This window comes from Bradyrhizobium lablabi, from assembly GCF_018129385.1.
Taxonomy (GTDB): Bacteria; Pseudomonadota; Alphaproteobacteria; order Rhizobiales; family Xanthobacteraceae; genus Bradyrhizobium; species Bradyrhizobium lablabi_C.
Map to the genome: position 1 here is coordinate 741,649 of NZ_JAFCLN010000001.1, position 17,969 is coordinate 759,617.

The 17,969-nt window shown below is 62.4% G+C and carries 21 protein-coding genes; 13 read left to right on the forward strand and 8 right to left on the reverse strand.

Annotated elements, in window-relative coordinates; all coding sequences use genetic code 11:
* Window positions 1-43: 43 nt before the first annotated feature.
* Genes JQ628_RS03425 through JQ628_RS03435 form a run of 3 tightly spaced genes read left to right on the forward strand, consistent with a single transcriptional unit; the run spans window position 44 to window position 2,249 of the window.
* Entirely contained in the window at window positions 44-793 is a 750-nt protein-coding gene (locus JQ628_RS03425) for an ABC transporter ATP-binding protein (protein WP_212219380.1), read from the forward strand.
* The gene (locus JQ628_RS03430; RefSeq protein WP_212219142.1) at window positions 790-1,638 is read left to right on the forward strand and encodes an ABC transporter permease; all 849 of its coding nucleotides are present in this window, start codon (window positions 790-792) and stop codon (window positions 1,636-1,638) included. Before JQ628_RS03425 ends, JQ628_RS03430 begins: the two co-directional genes overlap by 4 nt.
* A complete protein-coding gene (locus JQ628_RS03435) occupies window positions 1,635-2,249 on the forward strand; it encodes a hypothetical protein (protein WP_249127423.1) in 615 nt (204 codons plus the stop codon). The genes JQ628_RS03430 and JQ628_RS03435 overlap by 4 nt, the downstream gene beginning before the upstream one ends.
* A 213-nt stretch (window positions 2,250-2,462) precedes the next feature.
* Here the strand turns inward: JQ628_RS03435 and JQ628_RS03440 are convergent, their stop codons facing one another.
* A complete protein-coding gene (locus tag JQ628_RS03440) occupies window positions 2,463-3,035 on the reverse strand; it encodes a PQQ-dependent catabolism-associated CXXCW motif protein (protein ID WP_212219145.1) in 573 nt (190 codons plus the stop codon).
* Window positions 3,032-3,874 carry a substrate-binding domain-containing protein gene (locus tag JQ628_RS03445; RefSeq protein WP_249127471.1) on the reverse strand — a complete coding sequence of 281 codons (843 nt, stop codon included), beginning with the start codon at window positions 3,872-3,874 and terminating at the stop codon, window positions 3,032-3,034. Before JQ628_RS03445 ends, JQ628_RS03440 begins: the two co-directional genes overlap by 4 nt.
* Before the next feature lie 195 nt (window positions 3,875-4,069).
* Here JQ628_RS03445 and JQ628_RS03450 point away from each other — a divergent pair, with 195 nt between their 5' ends.
* Window positions 4,070-5,011, forward strand: coding sequence for a quinoprotein relay system zinc metallohydrolase 2 (locus JQ628_RS03450; protein WP_212219151.1), 942 nt, complete (start codon window positions 4,070-4,072; stop codon window positions 5,009-5,011).
* Window positions 5,012-5,113: 102 nt separating this feature from the next.
* Window positions 5,114-5,887: a quinoprotein dehydrogenase-associated SoxYZ-like carrier gene (locus JQ628_RS03455; RefSeq protein WP_249127472.1), complete on the forward strand. Its 774-nt coding sequence runs from the start codon at window positions 5,114-5,116 to the stop codon at window positions 5,885-5,887.
* Window positions 5,888-5,899: 12 nt separating this feature from the next.
* Here JQ628_RS03455 and JQ628_RS03460 read toward each other — a convergent pair whose 3' ends face one another.
* Window positions 5,900-6,259 (reverse strand): hypothetical protein, encoded by a 360-nt coding sequence (locus JQ628_RS03460; protein ID WP_212219158.1) that lies wholly within the window; start codon window positions 6,257-6,259, stop codon window positions 5,900-5,902.
* A gap of 87 nt (window positions 6,260-6,346) precedes the next feature.
* Between JQ628_RS03460 and JQ628_RS03465 the strand changes: the two genes are divergently transcribed.
* The 4 genes from JQ628_RS03465 to JQ628_RS03480 all read left to right on the forward strand — a co-directional run bounded on the left by JQ628_RS03465 (window position 6,347) and on the right by JQ628_RS03480 (window position 9,212).
* On the forward strand, window positions 6,347-7,324 hold the full coding sequence (locus tag JQ628_RS03465) for an ABC transporter substrate-binding protein (protein WP_249127425.1): 978 nt from the start codon (window positions 6,347-6,349) through the stop codon (window positions 7,322-7,324).
* A gap of 1 nt (window position 7,325) precedes the next feature.
* Window positions 7,326-8,063, forward strand: a complete 738-nt coding sequence (locus JQ628_RS03470) for an ABC transporter permease (protein WP_212219163.1) — start codon at window positions 7,326-7,328, stop codon at window positions 8,061-8,063.
* The gene (locus JQ628_RS03475) at window positions 8,053-8,778 is read left to right on the forward strand and encodes an ABC transporter ATP-binding protein (RefSeq protein ID WP_212219166.1); all 726 of its coding nucleotides are present in this window, start codon (window positions 8,053-8,055) and stop codon (window positions 8,776-8,778) included. Before JQ628_RS03470 ends, JQ628_RS03475 begins: the two co-directional genes overlap by 11 nt.
* Before the next feature lie 89 nt (window positions 8,779-8,867).
* Window positions 8,868-9,212, forward strand: a complete 345-nt coding sequence (locus JQ628_RS03480; RefSeq protein WP_212219169.1) for a hypothetical protein — start codon at window positions 8,868-8,870, stop codon at window positions 9,210-9,212.
* 50 nt (window positions 9,213-9,262) lie between these two features.
* Here JQ628_RS03480 and JQ628_RS03485 read toward each other — a convergent pair whose 3' ends face one another.
* From JQ628_RS03485 to JQ628_RS03505, 5 genes are all read right to left on the reverse strand, one after another.
* Window positions 9,263-9,472, reverse strand: coding sequence for a hypothetical protein (locus tag JQ628_RS03485; protein ID WP_212219171.1), 210 nt, complete (start codon window positions 9,470-9,472; stop codon window positions 9,263-9,265).
* Between the two features lie 114 nt (window positions 9,473-9,586).
* On the reverse strand, window positions 9,587-10,453 hold the full coding sequence (locus tag JQ628_RS03490; protein WP_212219173.1) for a hypothetical protein: 867 nt from the start codon (window positions 10,451-10,453) through the stop codon (window positions 9,587-9,589).
* A gap of 272 nt (window positions 10,454-10,725) precedes the next feature.
* Window positions 10,726-10,806 carry a pyrroloquinoline quinone precursor peptide PqqA gene (gene pqqA / locus JQ628_RS03495; protein WP_035721241.1) on the reverse strand — a complete coding sequence of 27 codons (81 nt, stop codon included), beginning with the start codon at window positions 10,804-10,806 and terminating at the stop codon, window positions 10,726-10,728.
* Between the two features lie 227 nt (window positions 10,807-11,033).
* On the reverse strand, window positions 11,034-11,363 hold the full coding sequence (locus tag JQ628_RS03500; RefSeq protein ID WP_212219176.1) for a hypothetical protein: 330 nt from the start codon (window positions 11,361-11,363) through the stop codon (window positions 11,034-11,036).
* A gap of 424 nt (window positions 11,364-11,787) precedes the next feature.
* Window positions 11,788-12,774 carry a helix-turn-helix domain-containing protein gene (locus JQ628_RS03505; protein ID WP_212219386.1) on the reverse strand — a complete coding sequence of 329 codons (987 nt, stop codon included), beginning with the start codon at window positions 12,772-12,774 and terminating at the stop codon, window positions 11,788-11,790.
* 386 nt (window positions 12,775-13,160) lie between these two features.
* Here JQ628_RS03505 and xoxF5 point away from each other — a divergent pair, with 386 nt between their 5' ends.
* The 4 genes from xoxF5 to gfa all read left to right on the forward strand — a co-directional run bounded on the left by xoxF5 (window position 13,161) and on the right by gfa (window position 17,336).
* The gene (gene xoxF5 / locus JQ628_RS03510; protein WP_212219179.1) at window positions 13,161-14,966 is read left to right on the forward strand and encodes a lanthanide-dependent methanol dehydrogenase XoxF5; all 1,806 of its coding nucleotides are present in this window, start codon (window positions 13,161-13,163) and stop codon (window positions 14,964-14,966) included.
* A gap of 105 nt (window positions 14,967-15,071) precedes the next feature.
* Window positions 15,072-15,560, forward strand: a complete 489-nt coding sequence (locus JQ628_RS03515; RefSeq protein WP_212219389.1) for a c-type cytochrome, methanol metabolism-related — start codon at window positions 15,072-15,074, stop codon at window positions 15,558-15,560.
* 63 nt (window positions 15,561-15,623) lie between these two features.
* Window positions 15,624-16,733, forward strand: a complete 1,110-nt coding sequence (locus tag JQ628_RS03520; RefSeq protein WP_212219182.1) for an S-(hydroxymethyl)glutathione dehydrogenase/class III alcohol dehydrogenase — start codon at window positions 15,624-15,626, stop codon at window positions 16,731-16,733.
* 33 nt (window positions 16,734-16,766) lie between these two features.
* Window positions 16,767-17,336 carry an S-(hydroxymethyl)glutathione synthase gene (gfa, locus tag JQ628_RS03525; RefSeq protein WP_212219185.1) on the forward strand — a complete coding sequence of 190 codons (570 nt, stop codon included), beginning with the start codon at window positions 16,767-16,769 and terminating at the stop codon, window positions 17,334-17,336.
* The last annotated feature ends 633 nt before the right edge of the window (window positions 17,337-17,969 follow it).

The window sequence follows — 17,969 nt, forward strand, 5'->3', positions numbered from 1 at the left end:
CAAGCCACCACCGAACGCCCTTCCCCGGCGCGATCCGGCCGGGATGCCTGCGCTGTCGATCGACGGCGTCAGCCATTCCTATGGTCCACGGCGCGCTCTCGTCGACATCAGCTTCGCCGTCGCCCCTGCAAGTTTTACGGCCTTGCTCGGCCTCAACGGCGCCGGCAAGAGCACGCTGTTCTCGCTTGTTACGCGGCTGTTCGGGATTCAGGCCGGACGCATCGGCATTTTTGGCCATGACATCCACACCGCGCCCGGCGAGGCGCTGCGCCTGCTCGGCGTGGTGTTTCAGCCGCGCACGCTCGATCTCGATCTCTCCGTCATGCAGAACCTGCTCTATCACGCCGCCCTGCACGGCATCGCGCGAGCCGATGCGCGTCTGCGCGGGGAAGAGGTGCTCTCGCGCCTCGGCCTTGCCGATCGCGCCGGCAGCAAGGTGCGCGACCTCTCGGGCGGCCAGATGCGGCGGCTGGAAATCGCGCGCGCGCTGCTGCACCGGCCGCGCCTCTTGCTGCTCGACGAGGCGACCGTCGGGCTCGACGTCAAGGCCCGCGCCGACATCATCGGCCATGTCCGACAACTGGTGACGGAGCAAGGCATCGGCGTGCTGTGGGCGACCCATCTGTTCGACGAGATCAGCGCCAGCGACGATCTCGTGGTGCTGCATCAGGGACGCGTGCTTGCGCAAGGACCGGTCCCGCATGTCATTGCAAACGCCGGAGCAGATGACATCCATGCCGCGTTCATGCGCCTGACGGGAGCGGCAGGAGAATCCGGGATGGCTGCACCATGAGCTCAGTGACCGTTAGCCAGGAACGCAGCGGGTTTTCGTTGGCGCAGTACGTCACCTGCCTGAACGGCATCGTGTGGCGCGAAGCCCTGCGCTTCCTGCACCAGCGCGAACGCTTCGTGTCGGCGCTGGTACGGCCGCTGGTATGGCTGTTCATCTTCGCCGTCGGCTTTCGCCAGGTGCTCGGCGTTTCCATCATCCCGCCATACGAGACCTACATCCTCTATGAGGTCTACATCGCGCCCGGCTTGATGGCGATGATCCAGCTGTTCAACGGCATGCAATCCTCGCTCTCGATGGTCTACGATCGCGAGATGGGCAATATGCGCACGCTGCTGGTGAGCCCGCTGCCGCGCTGGTATCTCCTGTTCTGCAAGCTGGTGGCGGGAACGGCGGTCTCGCTGCTACAGGTCTATGCGTTCCTGCTGATCGCGTGGTTCTGGGATATCGCGCCGCCGCCGATCGGCTATCTCACGGTGTTGCCGGCCTTGATCCTCTCCGGGCTGATGCTCGGCGCGCTCGGCATGCTGATCTCCTCCGGCATCAAGCAGCTCGAGAATTTTGCAGGCGTAATGAACTTTGTCATCTTCCCGATGTTCTTTGCATCGTCAGCACTTTATCCGCTGTGGCGGGTACAGGAGGGCAGCCCCCTGCTTTATTATGTCTGCCTGTTCAATCCGTTCACGCATGCCGTCGAACTGACGCGCTTTGCGCTGTACGGACAGATCAACTGGATCTCGCTGGCGGTGGTCGGCGGTTGCACTCTTATCTTCATGGTCGGTGCGATCTACGCCTATGATCCGTCGCGCGGGCTGGCCCGCCGCGGACCGGCCGGAGGCGAAACATGATATGGCGCATCGCGATCGGAACGCTCTTCGTCATCACAGCATCGACCGGATGCGGCCTCGCCGCCGATCCGCGCTATCCAGACTGGCCGTGTGTCCAGGCCAAGGTGCCCGAAATCTCGCTCGCCGCCGTTTGGGCAGGCCCACCGCTCGACGATGTTGCAGAAAAATGGAAGAACGACGCCAAGGTAAGCGCGCTGGTTTCGAAACTGGCCGCGCGAAAAACTTCCCTTGACGATGCCAGGCAGGCGATCACGGAATTTCTCTCGGGCTCGGCCGCCGAAAAGACCGAGATGGGCAAGCTCCTGTTCGCCGGCCTGTTCGAAACGCTCAACGCCCAGCGCAACTCGGTCATGAACGGACTCGAGCGGGTGACCCGCAAGCAGCGCGAGGCGGCGGAAAAGATCCGTTCCGACACGATGGCGCTGCACGAGCTTCAGGGTGCATCCACGCCCGATCAGGCCAAGATCGACGATCTCGGCAATCAACTGGTCTGGCAGACGCGGATTTTCGAGGACCGGCGGCGGGTGATCGGCTTCGTCTGCGAGGTGCCGACCGCCATCGACCAGCGGCTGTTTGCACTCAGTCGCGCGATCCAGCAGGAGATGGAGTAGCGGGCGACCGGCTTTGTTGTGGTCATCCTTCGAGACGCCCGCCTTTGGCGGGCTCCTCAGGATGAGGTCTTGTTCGCGGTGAAATCCTAGACCCTCATGGTGAGGAGCGCCGCCTGCGGCGCGTCTCGAACCATGAAGGCCGGGTTCGCTCACACGCTCAAATGGATCACATGCGATAGCCCTGCCCACAAGGGAGAGGTGAAGCCGCTGACATTAGTGCGGCTTTTCCTCACCGGTCCGCGACTCCGGTTGCGCTTCCGCAAGCGGCAAGTTGGCGCGCTCCCAGCCTTCTGTCCCGTCAGGATACCAGGCCACGTTGGAATAACCGTAAGACAGGACTCGCTTCGCCGCGTTCCAGGACATCCAGCAGTCTTCCTGGCAATAGATCACGATCAGCGCCGCCTTGTTGCCCCCTGAAGCGCGGTCGAGCCCGCGCCGCAGATAGTCTTCGGTCGGCTTGGCCAGCCTGCCGTAGCCGGTGTCCGGCAGCCAGAGACTGCCGGGAATGTTGAGCCGCGGTTTGTCGCGCCAGACCGTGCCGGCCGGCAGGTTTGGCGGCTTCGGCGCGCGCGGCAGCACGTCGATGAAGACGGCCGTGCCCGTGCGCCAGATCGCCTCGGTCTCCGCGGTCGTAAGCACGCGGGCACCGGCAAGCGTTGAAGGAACCGGCGCGCGATAGTTGTCGGTGCGGTATTCATCAGGCTCGGGGACGAGGCTTTCCTGCGCACAGACCTTTGCAGCAAATACAAATGCGGCGAGAACGGCTACCGCAAGCTCCCGCCTCATGGCGACTTCGTCGCCGTCTCCGCGCCGATCGGCCGGTCGTTCTCGTCGAGCAAGGGCACGCCGAAGTCGAGCAGGATCCTGTTGATGGCCGGCTGGTTCTCCTGGATCAGGCGGTTGAGCAGCCGCTTCCAGTTTTGGTCGGCCGGACGGACGCCCATGCCGATGCGATAGACGAGCCGGGGCCCGCTCGTTTCCTTGACAAGCGGCGTGACGTGGAGCGGCGGGTTTGCCTTCCTGGCGTAGAAGCCGGCGAGCGGCCCCCAGAGAATCGCCGCGTCGATTTTCCCCGCGGTCAGATCGTCGATCATGGCTGCGGCCGATGAGTCGAAACGCGTGTCGATCATCAACGGATACGGCTTGGCTCCCGTCATCAAGCCGTTGATCGCCATGTTGGTGGCAGGCGGAGTGCCGGCGACGATGCCGATATGCTTGCCCTTCAGGCGGGCATCCTCCAGCGCCGCGACATCATCGAGACCGCTGCCTTGCTTGACGACGAGTGCATAGGCCGTGCGGTAGTAGGGATTGGTAACCTGGGCGACGTCGTCGCCTTGCGGAAAGCCCATGATGACGTCGCAGCGGTGCGCGCCGAGTGTCATCCGCACGAAGCCGGTCGCTTGCGGGAAGTACGCATAGTCCAGCTTCTTCTGTAGCTTTTCCGCAAACAGCTCACCCAGCTTGTTTTCGAAGCCTTCGCCTTTCTCGTTTGAGAACGGCAAGTTGCGGGGATCGGCGCATACTCTCAATACTTTGGGATCGACGAGTTCGATCGACAGATCGGGATTATCGGCTGTCTGCGCGCGTGCCAGACCGGCGCCGGCAAGCGTCGCGACGATCGCCATCAACAGGAGCAGCGGATGGTGACGTTGCGCGCCATGTATCATCGCTGTCTCTCCTTCTCGAACTGCATCCCATAGATTGCGCGGAGAGCGTCGTCATGCAACAGGAATGATCGGTGACGATGTTGCGGCGCAACCCGGCCTGGCTGGGAACAACGGATGATCCGCATCGCTTCGTGATGCGACGGAGGCGGAAGTATGGCGCTTCGCATTTGCAGTCTTGGTATTTGCAGTCTTGCCGCGCTCGCCCTCCTCGGCGCGCTGACCGTCTCGCGTGCAGAGCCGCAAGGCCTTGAAGTCACCGAAGTGGCTCCCGGTCTGTTCGTCCATACCGGCCTGACAGCGCTGATGACACGCGAAAACGACGGCGCCACCGCCAATGTCGGCTTCATCATAGGTGAAAGCGCGGTTGCGGTGATCGACACCGGAGGAAGCGTCAGCGAAGGCCGCAAGTTGCTGGCCGCGATCCGCGCCCGCACCGACAAGCCGATCCGGTACGTCATCAACACGCACGGTCATCCGGATCATGTCTTTGGCAACGCTGCATTTGCAGGCGATGGAACCGTATTTGTCGGCCACCGGAACCTGCCGCGGGCGCTGGCCGAGCGCGGCCAATTCTATCTCGATGCTTTTCGCCGCAGCATGGGCGACCAACTGATGGACGAAGTCCGCATCATCTCGCCGACGCTTCTCGTCGACGACACGATCAGCGTCGATCTCGGCAAGCGAACCCTGACCTTGAAAGCCTGGCCGTCCGCGCATACCGATCAGGATCTTTCCGTATTCGACGAACAAACGAAGGCCCTGTTTGCGGGCGATCTGGTGTTCCTGGCCCACATCCCCGTACTGGACAGCAGCATTCGCGGCTGGCTCACCGCGATCGGCGAACTCAGCCGCCTGCCCGCGCAACGCGTGATTCCCGGTCACGGACCTGTGAGCGAATGGCCGGCGGCACTTTCCGACCAGCGCCGCTATCTCGAAACATTGTCGTCCGATGTCCGCGCCGCCATCGCCCGCGGCGACCCCATCGCGGCTGCCGCGAACTCCGCCGCAGCCTCCGAGCGATCGCGATGGCAATTGTTCGACGATTACAATGCGCGCAACGCAACCGCAGCATTTTCGGAAATTGAGTGGGAGTAGACGGCGCAATAGCGTATACTGGCCGTGTTCCGGTTGCGACGAAGGTGGCACATGCCTGAACGCAGTATTCGCTTGCTTTGCATAGCCGGGCTCCTGAGCCTCATGCTCGGCGCCGGCATCGTACACGCGGCGGGCAACGAGCCCTATGATCCCTGGCCCGGTCTGGTGCAGGACATCTTCAAGAACCGTCCGATCCAGGACGGCGGCGGCGTGATCGCAATCGAGATGCCGTACCGCGCGGAAGATGCAGCGATCGTCCCGGTCACCCTGCGCAGCAAGCTTTCGCCGGAAGACAACCGCCGCATGCGCGCGATCACGCTGGTGATCGACCAGAACCCCGCGCCGATGGCGGCAAGGTTCGAGCTGGGGCCCGACGCCAACGTGACGGAAATCTCGACGCGCGTGCGCGTCAACAACTACACCGATGTTCACGCCGTGGCCGAATTGAGCGACGGGCAGCTTTATATGGTGAAGACCTATGTGAAGGCCTCTGGCGGCTGTTCGGCGCCGGCGGCCCGGAACGCCGACGAAGCCAAGGCCCGGTTGGGCCAGATGCGCTATCGGCAATTCGCGCGGGCCGGCGCAGCCGCTGGCACGCGCGAGGCACAGATCATGATCGGCCATCCCAACCATTCGGGCCTACAGATGAACCAGGTCACGCAGCTCTACATTCCGGCCTTCTTCGTCAACGAATTGCGCTTGTGGCAGGACGACAGCGTGGTGCTGGCGATGGAAGGCGGCATCTCGCTTTCGGAAGATCCCAATATCCGCTTCACCTACGCTTCGAATGGCGCAAAGCGCTTCCGCGCCGAGGCAAAGGATACCGATGGCCACATCTTCCGGAACGAATGGAAGATCGACGATTCCGGGATGTAATGTCGATGCCGCCTAGAAGCATCTCACCTCGGCTTCGGCCTGGGCCCGCCGGAGATCGTTGAGCGCGCTTGCCGCCTGCTCGGAGGTGCGGAACTGCGCGCCCAGATTGCCCCGAACCTGCGACATGCTCAGCACGGTTTCGGCCGTGACGTAGCGTTCATAGGGCAGGATCGACGCGATCACGTCGACGGAGCAGGAACACTGCTCGATCACCTGCCGAGTCTCGCCATTCGCCTTGAGACAGCCAAAAACATATTCCACCCGCGCGGCCGTCGGATAGTCATTGACGTCCTCGGCGCATGCGGCGAACGCCGTCGTCATCAACACGATCGACGCGGCGACAATTCGTCGTACAGATCCGGCCGGTGTCATTGGCGTCCTTCCGCTGTTAGACGCTGAAGCTATGCTATGACTGCCTTGCTGAAAAGCAGGCGTTCGAGGAAACGGCTCCAAGGCATCATGAAACTTTTTGTTCGCATGCTGCTGGCTGCAATGGCTTCAATCCCGCTCAGCAGCACATGCTGCGCGGCAGACGCCGTGCGCGTTGCAGCGCAAAAGACCGGAACATTCGCCTGGGAACTTGCGGTGATCCGCGCGCACGACCTCGACAAGCAAGCCGATCTTGCGATTGAGGTTATCGAGCTAGCGAGCCCCGAGGCGGGCAAGATCGCACTTCGTGCCGGCAATGCCGATATCGTGATCACCGACTGGCTCTGGGTGTCGCGCGAACGCGGCCTTGGCGCCAAACCGGCATTCTATCCCTATTCGAGCGCGCTGGGCGCCGTGATGGTGCCGGCGTCATCGCCGATCCGGACGCTGGCCGAACTCAAAAGCCGCAGGATCGCGGTCGCCGGCGGGCCTATCGACAAGAACTGGCTGCTGCTTCGGGCCTGGCTGAAGCAGACCGGCATCGACCTGAAGTCGGACGCAAAGATCGTTTACGGCGCGCCACCGCTGCTGACGGCGAAGACGCTCGACGGGGAAATGGACGCGACCGTGAACTACTGGAATTTCTGCGCCGTGCTGGAAGCAAGGGGCTTCCGGCGCGTCGCCGGCATCGAGGACCTGCTGCCGAAACTCGGCGCCAAAGGCCGCACCGCGATGCTCGGCTATGTCTTCGACGAAGAATGGGCGAACGCAAACCGCGACAGGCTGGCGCGCTTTATCGCCGTTAGCCGCAAGGCGAAGGAGATACTGGCGACGTCGGACGCGGAATGGGAGAAGATTGCGTCATTGACCGGCGCTCCCGACGCAGCGACGCTGCGCGTCTATCGCGATCGTTATCGGGAAGGAATTCCGCATCGCCCGATTGCCGATGAGGAAGCCGACGCGCGCGTTCTTTACCGCGTGCTGGCCGGCATCGGCGGCCGCGAACTCGTCGGGCCGGCGCCGGAACTCGATTCCGGCACGTTCTATCACGCGATCCGGGGAGACTGAGGTGCCGCGCCTGTTGTCATTCGCCATCCTTCTCGCAACCTGGTGGATCGCCTCGCTGCTCACCGGCGAGGCGAAGCTACCTTCTCCGCCGACCGTGCTCGCGGCCATGATCGTGGAGGCGAAGTCGGGCGCCTTGTTTCTCAATCTCGGCGCCACACTGGCACGGGTCGCGCTCGCCTTTACGCTGGCGATGACGCTGGGTGTCGTCATCGGCTACCTGATGGGCCGGGTACGCCTTGCCGATCGGCTGGGCGACCCCTGGCTGATCCTGCTGCTCAATCTGCCGGCCCTCGTGGTGATCGTGCTCGCCTATATCTGGGCCGGCTTGACGGAAGTCGCCGCAATCGCGGCCATTGCCATCAACAAGCTCCCGAACGCGGTTGTCACGCTGCGCGAGGGGACGCGCGCACTCGACGCGGCGCTCGACGAAATGGCGACGGCATTTGCGTTGCCGCGCTGGCGCGCATTCCGTCACGTCGTGTTGCCGCAACTGGCGCCCTACATCGCGGCAGCCGCGAGATCAGGACTTTCCCTGGTCTGGAAGATCGTTCTTGTCGCGGAGCTGCTGGGGCGCCCGAATGGCGTCGGTTTCGAGATCGGCACGGCGTTCCAACTATTCGACATCCCGCTATTGCTCGCCTATTCGCTGAGTTTTGCGGCGGTGGTTCTCGTCATCGAAACCTTGCTGGTGCAGCCATTCGAGCAGCGGCTATCCCGCTGGCGTCCCCGTGCGGCTTGAGGTCGACATCACCGGCAAGATCTTCAGGAACGCGGCGGGCGAGCAGCACGATGTGATCGCCGGCGTGGCCTTTGCGCTCGATGCCGGAGAGGTCGGCGTATTTGTCGGTCCATCGGGCTGCGGCAAGAGCACGATGATCAGGATTCTCGCCGGCCTCGACCACGACTTCCGAGGGCGCGTCTTGCGTCCCGCCGGCGCGCGGATCGGCATCGTATTTCAGGAACCACGGCTGTTGCCCTGGCGGTCGGTCGAAGAGAATGTGCGGCTTGTCGCGCCCCTGGCCGACGATAAGAAGCTTTCAGCGCTATTTGAAATTCTGGAACTGAGCGCGCATCGCAACCATTTCCCTGGCGAACTGTCGCTCGGCCTTGCCCGGCGCGTCGCGCTTGCCCGCGCCTTCGCGGTCGAGCCGGATTTCCTGATTCTCGACGAGCCGCTGGCCTCGCTCGATGACGCCCTCGCCGCCCGCCTGCGCGAGCAGATTGCCACGCTGGTGGATGGTCGTTCGGTGATGACGCTGCTCGTTACCCATGACGTAGAGGATGCAGTTCGTCTCGGCGACCGCCTGTTCCTGCTGTCGCCCCGCCCGGCCCGCCTCCTCGCCGAGCTCGCCATCCCTACACCACGCCGCCTGCGAAGAGACGCAGAGATCGCGGCCATCAAGTCGGACGTCATGCGGCGGATCAATGGCGACCTCACCGGACGGGATGGCTGATAGGCAGCGTGCGACGCGCATGCCAAGGGCGCAACACCGGGATCATCTGCTAAGGTAAACAGCGCGAACCACTAGGGAAGGATTTTCCGATGCGATGGATCCTGGCTTCGGCCGCATTGCTGCTGGCGAGCACCGGTGAACTTGCCGCACAGGGCAAGGGCATCCGGCTCTGGAATCTGACCACCGCGACCATTTCAGGTTTTCAGCTATCGCCGGCGGGAAAGAACGCTTGGGGTCCCAACCAGACCTTGAATGACAAGGACAAGGAGGTCGACCACCGCGAACGTCTGCGCATCACGGGCGTGGAGCCGGGGCGCTACGATGCGAAGGTCAGCTATCCCGACGCACGGCAATGCGTGGTGCGCGATATCGAGATCAAGGCCGATGCGGTGTTCTCGATCGAGGACAAGGATTTGAAGGACTGCAACAAGTAGCGGCCCGGCATCGCAAGGTATGCTTCAGCCCGCGCGCACGGTTGCCGAACTCAAATCTTGTCCTTGGTGTGCGGATATTCGCAGCGCCACCTGACCGCGGTCCATTTCGGGTGTTCGCCCACCCATTTCGCAATGTAGGGCTGCGCGGCCATCACGCACTGCTTCAACGAAACGTCCGAGTTGAACACCAGCTGCCGTTCTTCGCAGGTAGCCGGCGACGCCACGGCGCACACCGTCAAGATCAGGTTTATCGCGTTCATCCGCACCATCCTAAGCTGGTCTACTGAAACAAATAGTACAGGGAAATACGCCGCCGACAGAGCCGAAGTTTCATCACAACAATGCCGGCGCCGCCTATGCCCGGTAGCGGGCATCTAGAAATTGATGCCGAACACCAGCCGTGCCTGGTGACGCTCGAAGTTGCCGAGATCAAGGGCGGCTCTCGATCCGGCCGGACGCCCCCAGGCCTGAACGCTCCATGCAGCCGTCAACCGCGAGCGCTCCGACAGTTGGAAATACGCCGTCGGACCGACGAAGAAGGCCTGGCCCGAAAATTCATCCAATCCGATCCCGTCATACTTCCGAAGATAGCGCGCTTCGCCGCCGACCAGAATGTCGGGCCGTATGCGCCACATTGCCCCCAGCGCGGCGCCTATGGTGGCCTCCTGCTCCGCAGCGCCGGTTGCCAACACGCGCGTCCATTCCGGCTGATAGATCAGGTTGAGGGCCACGACCATATGGTTCGGGATCAGTTCGCGATCGAACGCCAATCTGAATTCGGTCTCGAAATTCCGCACCGTGGCCCCGCTCATTTCATCGATGCGGTGAAGCTCACTCTCGACGGCGAAGGTCAGCCCAAAGGGCGCGCTTTCGCGATCCAGGAATCGATAGCGCAGGTCAACTGAAACGCCCTGCCAGGCCAATTGCCGGCGGTCCTCGAGGTCCGGAACGCCGCGAATGTCGTGCGCGGCGAAAGCGCTTCCGACCTCGACCCGGAAATTCCTGACGGGCACGAATTCCAGCTCGAACTCCTGATTGGCGGCGCGATATTTGCCACCGTCCTTGCCAAAGCGTCCGGTGGTCTGGCTCTGGAATTCGCGCTCGCCGACATTGCCGACGTCCGTGCCGATCATGAATCCAAACAGATGTTCGGTGTCGATGCCGTCTGCATGAGCGCGCGCCGGCAGCAGCGCGAAAATGCACAGGATGGTCGCCCGGAACGTTCTGGCTCGAAGTGGCATCCACATTCCGGTGAACATAGGGAAGATTTGGAAGCTCCGATCGGGAACGAATCCTATCACAGGCGGGAACAGGCGGCGAGCAAGGCGAGCGCCTCCCATCCGATGCACCGCCGGCATGAAAAATCCCCGGCTTGACTGCGCCGAGGATGGTACGGGCCCTTCGACAAATCCGCGAGCTGCCCTCTTGGACGAGGCTACGCAAGCACGAGACGCCGCGTCCGCCGCGGCTCCAGCCTGCAATGCCAGAGCCGGGCAGATCGCGTTGGCGCTGTCTATTTGCGCGCTGCGCAGGCGTACATGTTGATTTCCATGCCCACCGGCACTTCAACGATTTTCGGAGTCTTCCAGGTCATTGGGGCCTCCCACTAAGTTGGCGCGATGCTCACGCGGCGTTGAACGTAGGGCCAGCTCGAGAGCAACGCAAGGGTGGAACAGCGACGAGCGAGCCTGGTGTGGCAACTTGGACAGCCGAAATTTCGCTCTTGGGCAAGGCCATTTCACTTCTGGACAAAGCACTCGCCCGAGACCGTTCGCAATCATACGGCCGATCTCTGCACACTCTTAGCTGCGACTCGGTCCTTCAGCAGTCCTTGTCAGCGGCCGTCTTCCGGTCCGGCTTGGCCCCTTGGGCCTGCTGCGCGTCCGTGGGCTGACCTTGCATCTGCCTTTGCGTATCCTGCGACGAGGTTGCCACGTCGCCGGTTGCGCGGTTCATCGTATCCGTCGGCGGATGCTCCTTGGGATCGGTCGCCATGCCGGTCGTCTGGCCGGATCCCGTCGATGCCGGTCCGGAACCCGCGTCCTTCAGGTTTGCAGCTCGACCGGAAGTATCGCAGGGGCCTGCGATTGCGGAGCTGGCGCTCAAGATGAGTGTGGCGCATCCCGCGAGAATCAATCGTTTCGTGTTCATCTGCTCCTCCTTCGTCCTGACGCGTGCCTCGGCGCGCGTGACGAAGGAGCAACCGGGGTGAAGGCCACGGGTTCCGGGTGGCCGGGCCAATGTTGGCGTTGTTTAATCGGCCGCACCGCACACGACCATTTTCGAGGCCATCATGCGATCAACATGCAGCGGAACACTCGGCGCATTGTTTGCCATCTGCCTTTGGTTTGCCATCTGTCCTGCACTTCCGGCGAGCGCTCAAGACAGCACCGGCGAGAGGACTCCGAGCACGGCTAATCCGATACTGACCGGGAAGGAGCGTCTCGGCAGAAAATGGATGGATGAGCAGCGGATCGACAATTGCAATGTGCCGGCCGACAAGCGAGGAACCAGGCCGCGTCCGGCCGTTTGCCCACACACTCCGACAGGCTAATTCGCACTGCGCGCGGCCGGGCTAGGAAGCGTCTGGAGAGAGGCTCGGCGGATCCGACAGGCTTTGATGCTGCGCCTTGTGGATGGAGGACGGAACAATTCCAAAATATTTGCGGAACACGCGGCTGAAATGCGACGAACTCGAGAAGCCCCATGAAAATGCCACGTCGGTGACGGTCTTGCCGGCGTGCGTCTCGAGCTCGTGGCGGCAGTTCTGCAATCGCGCATTCCAGATGTAGTCGCTGACAGTCATTCCTCTGTCGCTGAAGAGCATGTGGAGATAGCGCTTGGTGCAGCCCAGCGCAGCGGAAATCTGGTCGATGGAAAGCTCGGGATCGCGCAGATGTTCGCGGATGAAGGCCTGCGCGCGAATATACATCGCCTCTGGCCCGCCGCGATCGAACGTCGCGTCGGCCTGGCGCAGCGGCAGCAGCAGAAGATCGATCAGCGAATCGGCGACGACGACGGCGTTGTTCGGCGAAAGTTTTGCAGCCTCCTCGAACGCTGCATGCACGAACTCGTGGGAGATCCTCCCGGTGCCTGCGCGCGCCGATAGCTTGCACGCCGACATCTTCTCTGCATGGAAGCCGCGCTCCCGCAGCAGCTCCTTCGGAACGATGACGACGTCGTGCCGCGTCAGCCCGGGACTGATGATCGCGTGCGGACAGGCGACATCGTAGGCCAGGCAATCGCCGGGCTTGAGCTCGATGCGCCGGCCGTCCTGCTCGAAATAGGACGTTCCTTCGGTCTGAAAGTGTATCTTGACGTATGGGTGCTCGCTAGATCTGGAGCGGGACACCGTGTGCGCGATCCGGTGCTGGCTGACCTCGATGTGACAGAGCTTCAGCCGCGAAACCGTCGTGTAGCAAACGTTCGCTTCGAGCGATGAACCCTTCAGCGGATCGATTTCGAACAGGCCGCAAAGATCGGTCAGTGCGTCTGACCAACACTGAATCTGCTTCTTCGGCGATAGTCCGGCAGTGCTCAGCGAGTGAAGCGTATCTGGCATTTCCCGCCACCGATCGAGAAGCGTGACGCTTGCCGTGCAAGGCACCGTCACGGAGAGGCCATATTTACTCAAGTTAACAACGCCCTTGAGCGTTGAGCACGCATGTCCCCGCGCCTGTTCAACAATCTCCGATTTAGTTTCTGCGCCGTCAAGGAAAACCTCTACTTCAATTGCCCATCGCTGCCGGCCCTGTTGCCGCATGCATCGCAACATGGGCGGGCAATTGGAGCCGGATTCAAAAAAATGACCGAGGCTTCTCTTTGAAGCAAATGCCCTTCCCTCTTGGGCAAGTTTCCCGTTGCCGAACGGGATTAGCATGCCGGCACAAGATGGAAAAATGGGCCGCACCGACGGAACCCAGCGTTCATCAGTGGGAGGAATTCGATATGCGCAACGTGCTGATTGCAAGTTGTCTTGGTTCCGTGGCGGCGCTCGCCGCCAGCGGCGCTGTAGCGAACGACGAACTGATCAAGATGTCGCAGAACCCAAAGGATTGGGTGATGCCGGCCGGCGACTACGCCAATACGCGCTACTCCAAGCTTAACCAGATCAACGCGTCGAATGTCGGCAAGCTCCAGGTCGCCTGGACCTTCTCGACCGGCGTGCTGCGCGGCCACGAAGGCGGCCCGCTCATCATCGGCAACATGATGTACGTCCATACGCCGTTCCCAAACAAGGTCTATGCTCTTGACCTATCCAAGGACAACCAGATCGTCTGGCGATACGAGCCGAAGCAGGATCCGAACGTCATTCCGGTGATGTGCTGCGACACAGTCAACCGCGGCGTCGCCTATGCCGACGGCAAGATATTCCTGCATCAGGCCGACACCACCCTGGTCGCCCTCGACGCCAAGACCGGCAAGGTCGAGTGGACCGCGAAGAACGGCGATCCCTCCAAGGGCGAGACCGGCACCTCGGCGCCGCTCGTGATCAAGGACAAGGTTCTGGTCGGCATCTCCGGCGGCGAATTCGGCGTGCCGTGCCACGTCACCGCTTACGATCTCAAGTCGGGCAAGCAGGTGTGGCGAGCCTTCTCCTCGGGACCGGACGCCCAGGTGATGGTCGACCCCGAGAAGACCACCGAGCTCGGCAAGCCGATCGGCAAGGACTCGAGCCTGAAGACCTGGCAGGGCGACCAGTGGAAGATCGGCGGCGGCTGCACATGGGGCTGGATGTCCTATGATCCCGCGCTGAACATGGTCTATTACGGGTCCGGCAATCCCTCGACCTGGAATCCGAAGCAGCGTCCCGGCGACAACAAGTGGTCGATGACCATCTTTGCGCGCAATGCGGATACCGGCATGGCCCGCTGGGTCTACCAGATGACACCGCATGACGAGTGGGACTATGACGGCGTCAACGAGATGATCCTCAGCGATCAGCAGGTCAACGGCCAGGAGCGCAAGCTGCTGACGCACTTCGACCGCAACGGCCTCGCCTATACGATGGACCGCGCCACCGGCGAGCTTCTGGTCGCCGAGAAGTATGACCCGAAGGTCAACTGGACCACTGGCGTCGACATGAACAAGAGCTCGCCGACCTATGGCCGCCCCAAGGTCGTCACTCAATTCTCGACGGAGCAGACCGGCGAGGACAAGAACACCAAGGGCATCTGCCCGGCAGCGCTCGGCACCAAGGATCAACAGCCGGCCACCTATTCGCCGGAGACCCAGTTGTTCTATGTGCCGACCAATCACGTCTGCATGGACTATGAGCCGTTCAAGGTGAGCTACACCGCAGGCCAGCCCTATGTCGGGGCGACGCTCTCGATGTATCCGCCGTCCGGCGAGACCCACATGGGCAACTTCATTGCCTGGGACAACAAGACCGGCAAGATCGTGTGGTCGAACAAGGAGCCGTTCTCGGTCTGGTCGGGTGCGCTCGCGACCGCCGGCGGCGTGGTGTTCTACGGAACGCTCGAAGGCTACCTCAAGGCAGTCGACGCCAAGACGGGCAAGGAACTCTACAAGTTCAAGACCCCGTCCGGCATCATCGGCAACGTCACGACCTACGAAAACGGCGGCCGGCAGTACATTGCCGTGCTGTCCGGCGTCGGCGGCTGGGCAGGCATCGGCCTCGCAGCCGGTCTGACCGAGCCGACCGAAGGCCTTGGCGCAGTCGGCGGGTATGCTGCGCTGAGCAACTACACCGCGCTTGGCGGAACGCTCACGGTGTTCGCACTTCCGCAATGAGCCAGTCCACCTCGTCCGGCGCATGGAGACAATCCATGCGCCGGATTCATCTCTTCCGTTATCGAGGACAAGCTCTTGCGTAGAACCCGATTTGTGGCCGCCGCGCTGTTTGTCGTGGCGATTGGAGGAATTGCCTTCGCTGAAGGTCCGGGCGATCCGGCTGCCGTCAAGTCCGAGGACGGAAAGTACTTCGACAAGGAAGGCAATCCGACCTTCAAGGCGGCCGCCGACGGTACGGTGGACTGGTACACCTACTCCGGCTACCGCCGTTATCACTCCGAATGCCACGTCTGCCACGGACCGGACGGAATGGGATCGACCTACGCGCCTGCGCTGATGGAATCGGTCAAGACCATGAGCTATCCCGACTTCCTTGCCGTGGTCGCCAGCGGCCGCAAGAATGTCAGTACGGCGCAGGAGAACGTGATGCCGGCGCTCGGCGATAATCCGAATGTCGCCTGCTACATGGACGACATCTACATCTATCTGCGCGCCCGCGCCAACAACGCGGTCGGGCGCGTGCGTCCGCCGAAGAAGGAAGACAAGCCGGAGGCCTACACCCTGGCGGAAAATTCCTGCATGGGACGAAAATAATTTTTCGGAAGTTGGTGCGCGCGAATGTTCGCGTCGCGCCGCAAAGGGAAGCTGGAGCCTGGAATGAAGACCCGCGCTGCCGTCGCATTTGAAGCCAAGAAGCCGCTCGAGATCGTCGAGGTCGATCTTGAGGGACCGAAGGCCGGCGAAGTGCTGGTCGAGATCAAGGCGACAGGAATCTGTCACACCGATGCCTATACGCTCGACGGCTTTGACAGCGAGGGGATCTTTCCCTCCATCCTCGGCCACGAAGGCGCCGGCATCGTCCGCGAGATCGGCCCCGGCGTCACGTCGGTGAAGCCGGGCGATCACGTCATTCCGCTCTACACGCCGGAATGCCGCCAGTGCAAAAGCTGCCTCAGCCAGAAGACCAATCTGTGTACCCAGATTCGCGCGACCCAGGGCAAGGGCGTGATGCCAGACGGCACCAGCCGCTTCTCGTACAAGGGCAAGCCGATCTACCACTATATGGGCTGCTCGACCTTCTCGAACTTCACCGTGCTGCCGGAGATCGCGGTGGCGAAGATCCGCGAGGACGCTCCCTTCGACAAGAGCTGCTACATCGGTTGCGGCGTGACCACCGGCGTCGGCGCCGTCGTCAACACCGCCAAGGTCACGCCCGGGTCCAATGTCGTGGTGTTCGGGCTCGGCGGCATCGGACTTAACGTCATCCAGGGCGCCAAGATGGTCGGCGCCGACAAGATCATCGGCGTCGATGTCAACGATTCCAAGGAGGAATGGGGCCGCAAGTTCGGCATGACCCATTTCGTCAATCCGAAGAAGGTCGGCGGCGACATCGTCCAGCATCTGGTTACGCTGACCGACGGCGGCGCCGACTACACCTTCGACTGCACCGGCAACGTGACGGTGATGCGGCAGGCGCTGGAATGCTGCCATCGCGGCTGGGGCGTTTCCGTCATCATCGGCGTCGCCGAAGCCGGCAGGGAAATCGCCACCCGGCCGTTCCAGTTGGTGACCGGCCGTGTCTGGAAAGGCACCGCGTTCGGCGGCGCGCGCGGCCGCACCGACGTGCCGAAGATCGTCGACTGGTACATGAACGGAAAGATCCAGATCGATCCGATGATCACCCACGTCCTCAAGCTGGAGGACATCAACAAGGGATTTGATCTGATGCACGAGGGCAAGTCGATCCGTTCGGTCGTCGTGTTCTGAATCGAATAACGTCAAACACAAGGAGGAAAGACCATGGCCGTTCAGCTCCACCCATCGATCGACAGCGGTGTCAAGAAAGGCTCGGGCAGCTTTGCCGGTGGCACCCTGGTCTGCAATTGCAAGGACAGGCCGGTCAAGGTCGGCATCAAGGGCGACGTCGCCCACAATCACGCCTGCGGATGCACCAAGTGCTGGAAGCCCGACGGGGCGACCTTCTCGGTGGTCGCGGTCGTGCCGCGGGAGAACGTCACCGTGCTCGAAAACGGCGACAAGCTCCAGATCGTCGACAGCTCGGCAGTGATCCAGCGCTACGCCTGCAAGGCCTGCGGTACGCACATGTACGGGCGCATCGAGAACAAGGCCCACCCCTTCTACGGGCTCGACTTCATCCACCCCGAACTGTTCCAGGAGGCCGGCTCCGCGGCGCCGGGCTTTGCGGCATTCGTGTCGTCGGTGATCGAGTCCGGGGTCAATCCATCGGAGATGCCGGCCATCCGCGCGCGGCTCAGGGAGATCGGGCTCGAACCCTATGATTGCCTGTCTCCCGCGCTGATGGACGTGATCGCCACCCACGTGGCGCAATCGAGACAGAAAGCGGCCTGATCGGAATTCACGCGGCGCCGCCGGTAGCAACTGTGTGCCACCGGCGGAATCGCGGTCAGCCTGCACGCAGCGGCGCCTGTAATACGAGTCGGGTGGGGTGCACTCATCCGTGTGTAGTTTGCTTGTCAAACGACCCCACCCACTCGTCCATCGCCCGGCTCGACCGGGCGATCCGTACGCCGCGGCTTTTCGATTCAATCATCAGCGCCTCTGGAATACTGGATCCCCGCCTTCCGCCTTCGCTCTGCGAGCTACGGCGGACAAGTCGCGGGGATGACGACTGAATGTGTGATCGCGTTCTCGCGACGCAATTTGCATCCGAGCTATTCAATTTTCATCGCGCCTCTGAGGCCAGAGGGCGCAGGGAATGCCGGGTGCGCGCTGCACCCGCGGTCTCGTGTGCGCTGCTTGCGCAACGAAAAAATGCACACGAGCATACAGGTGAGCGGAGAACACTCCGACATCCCCTGCGCAATGGCTTTACGGCTTATATCGCGCTCTCCCTGGTGAGCGGGCTTGTTGTCACCATCGCCGGCAGCATATGCCGCCGACTTAGCGCCAGCGTCGCGGCGCCAGGACCACACGACTTCGCCGTACGCCCTTGCTCAGTCGTCTGCTGAACAAGCGCGTCCA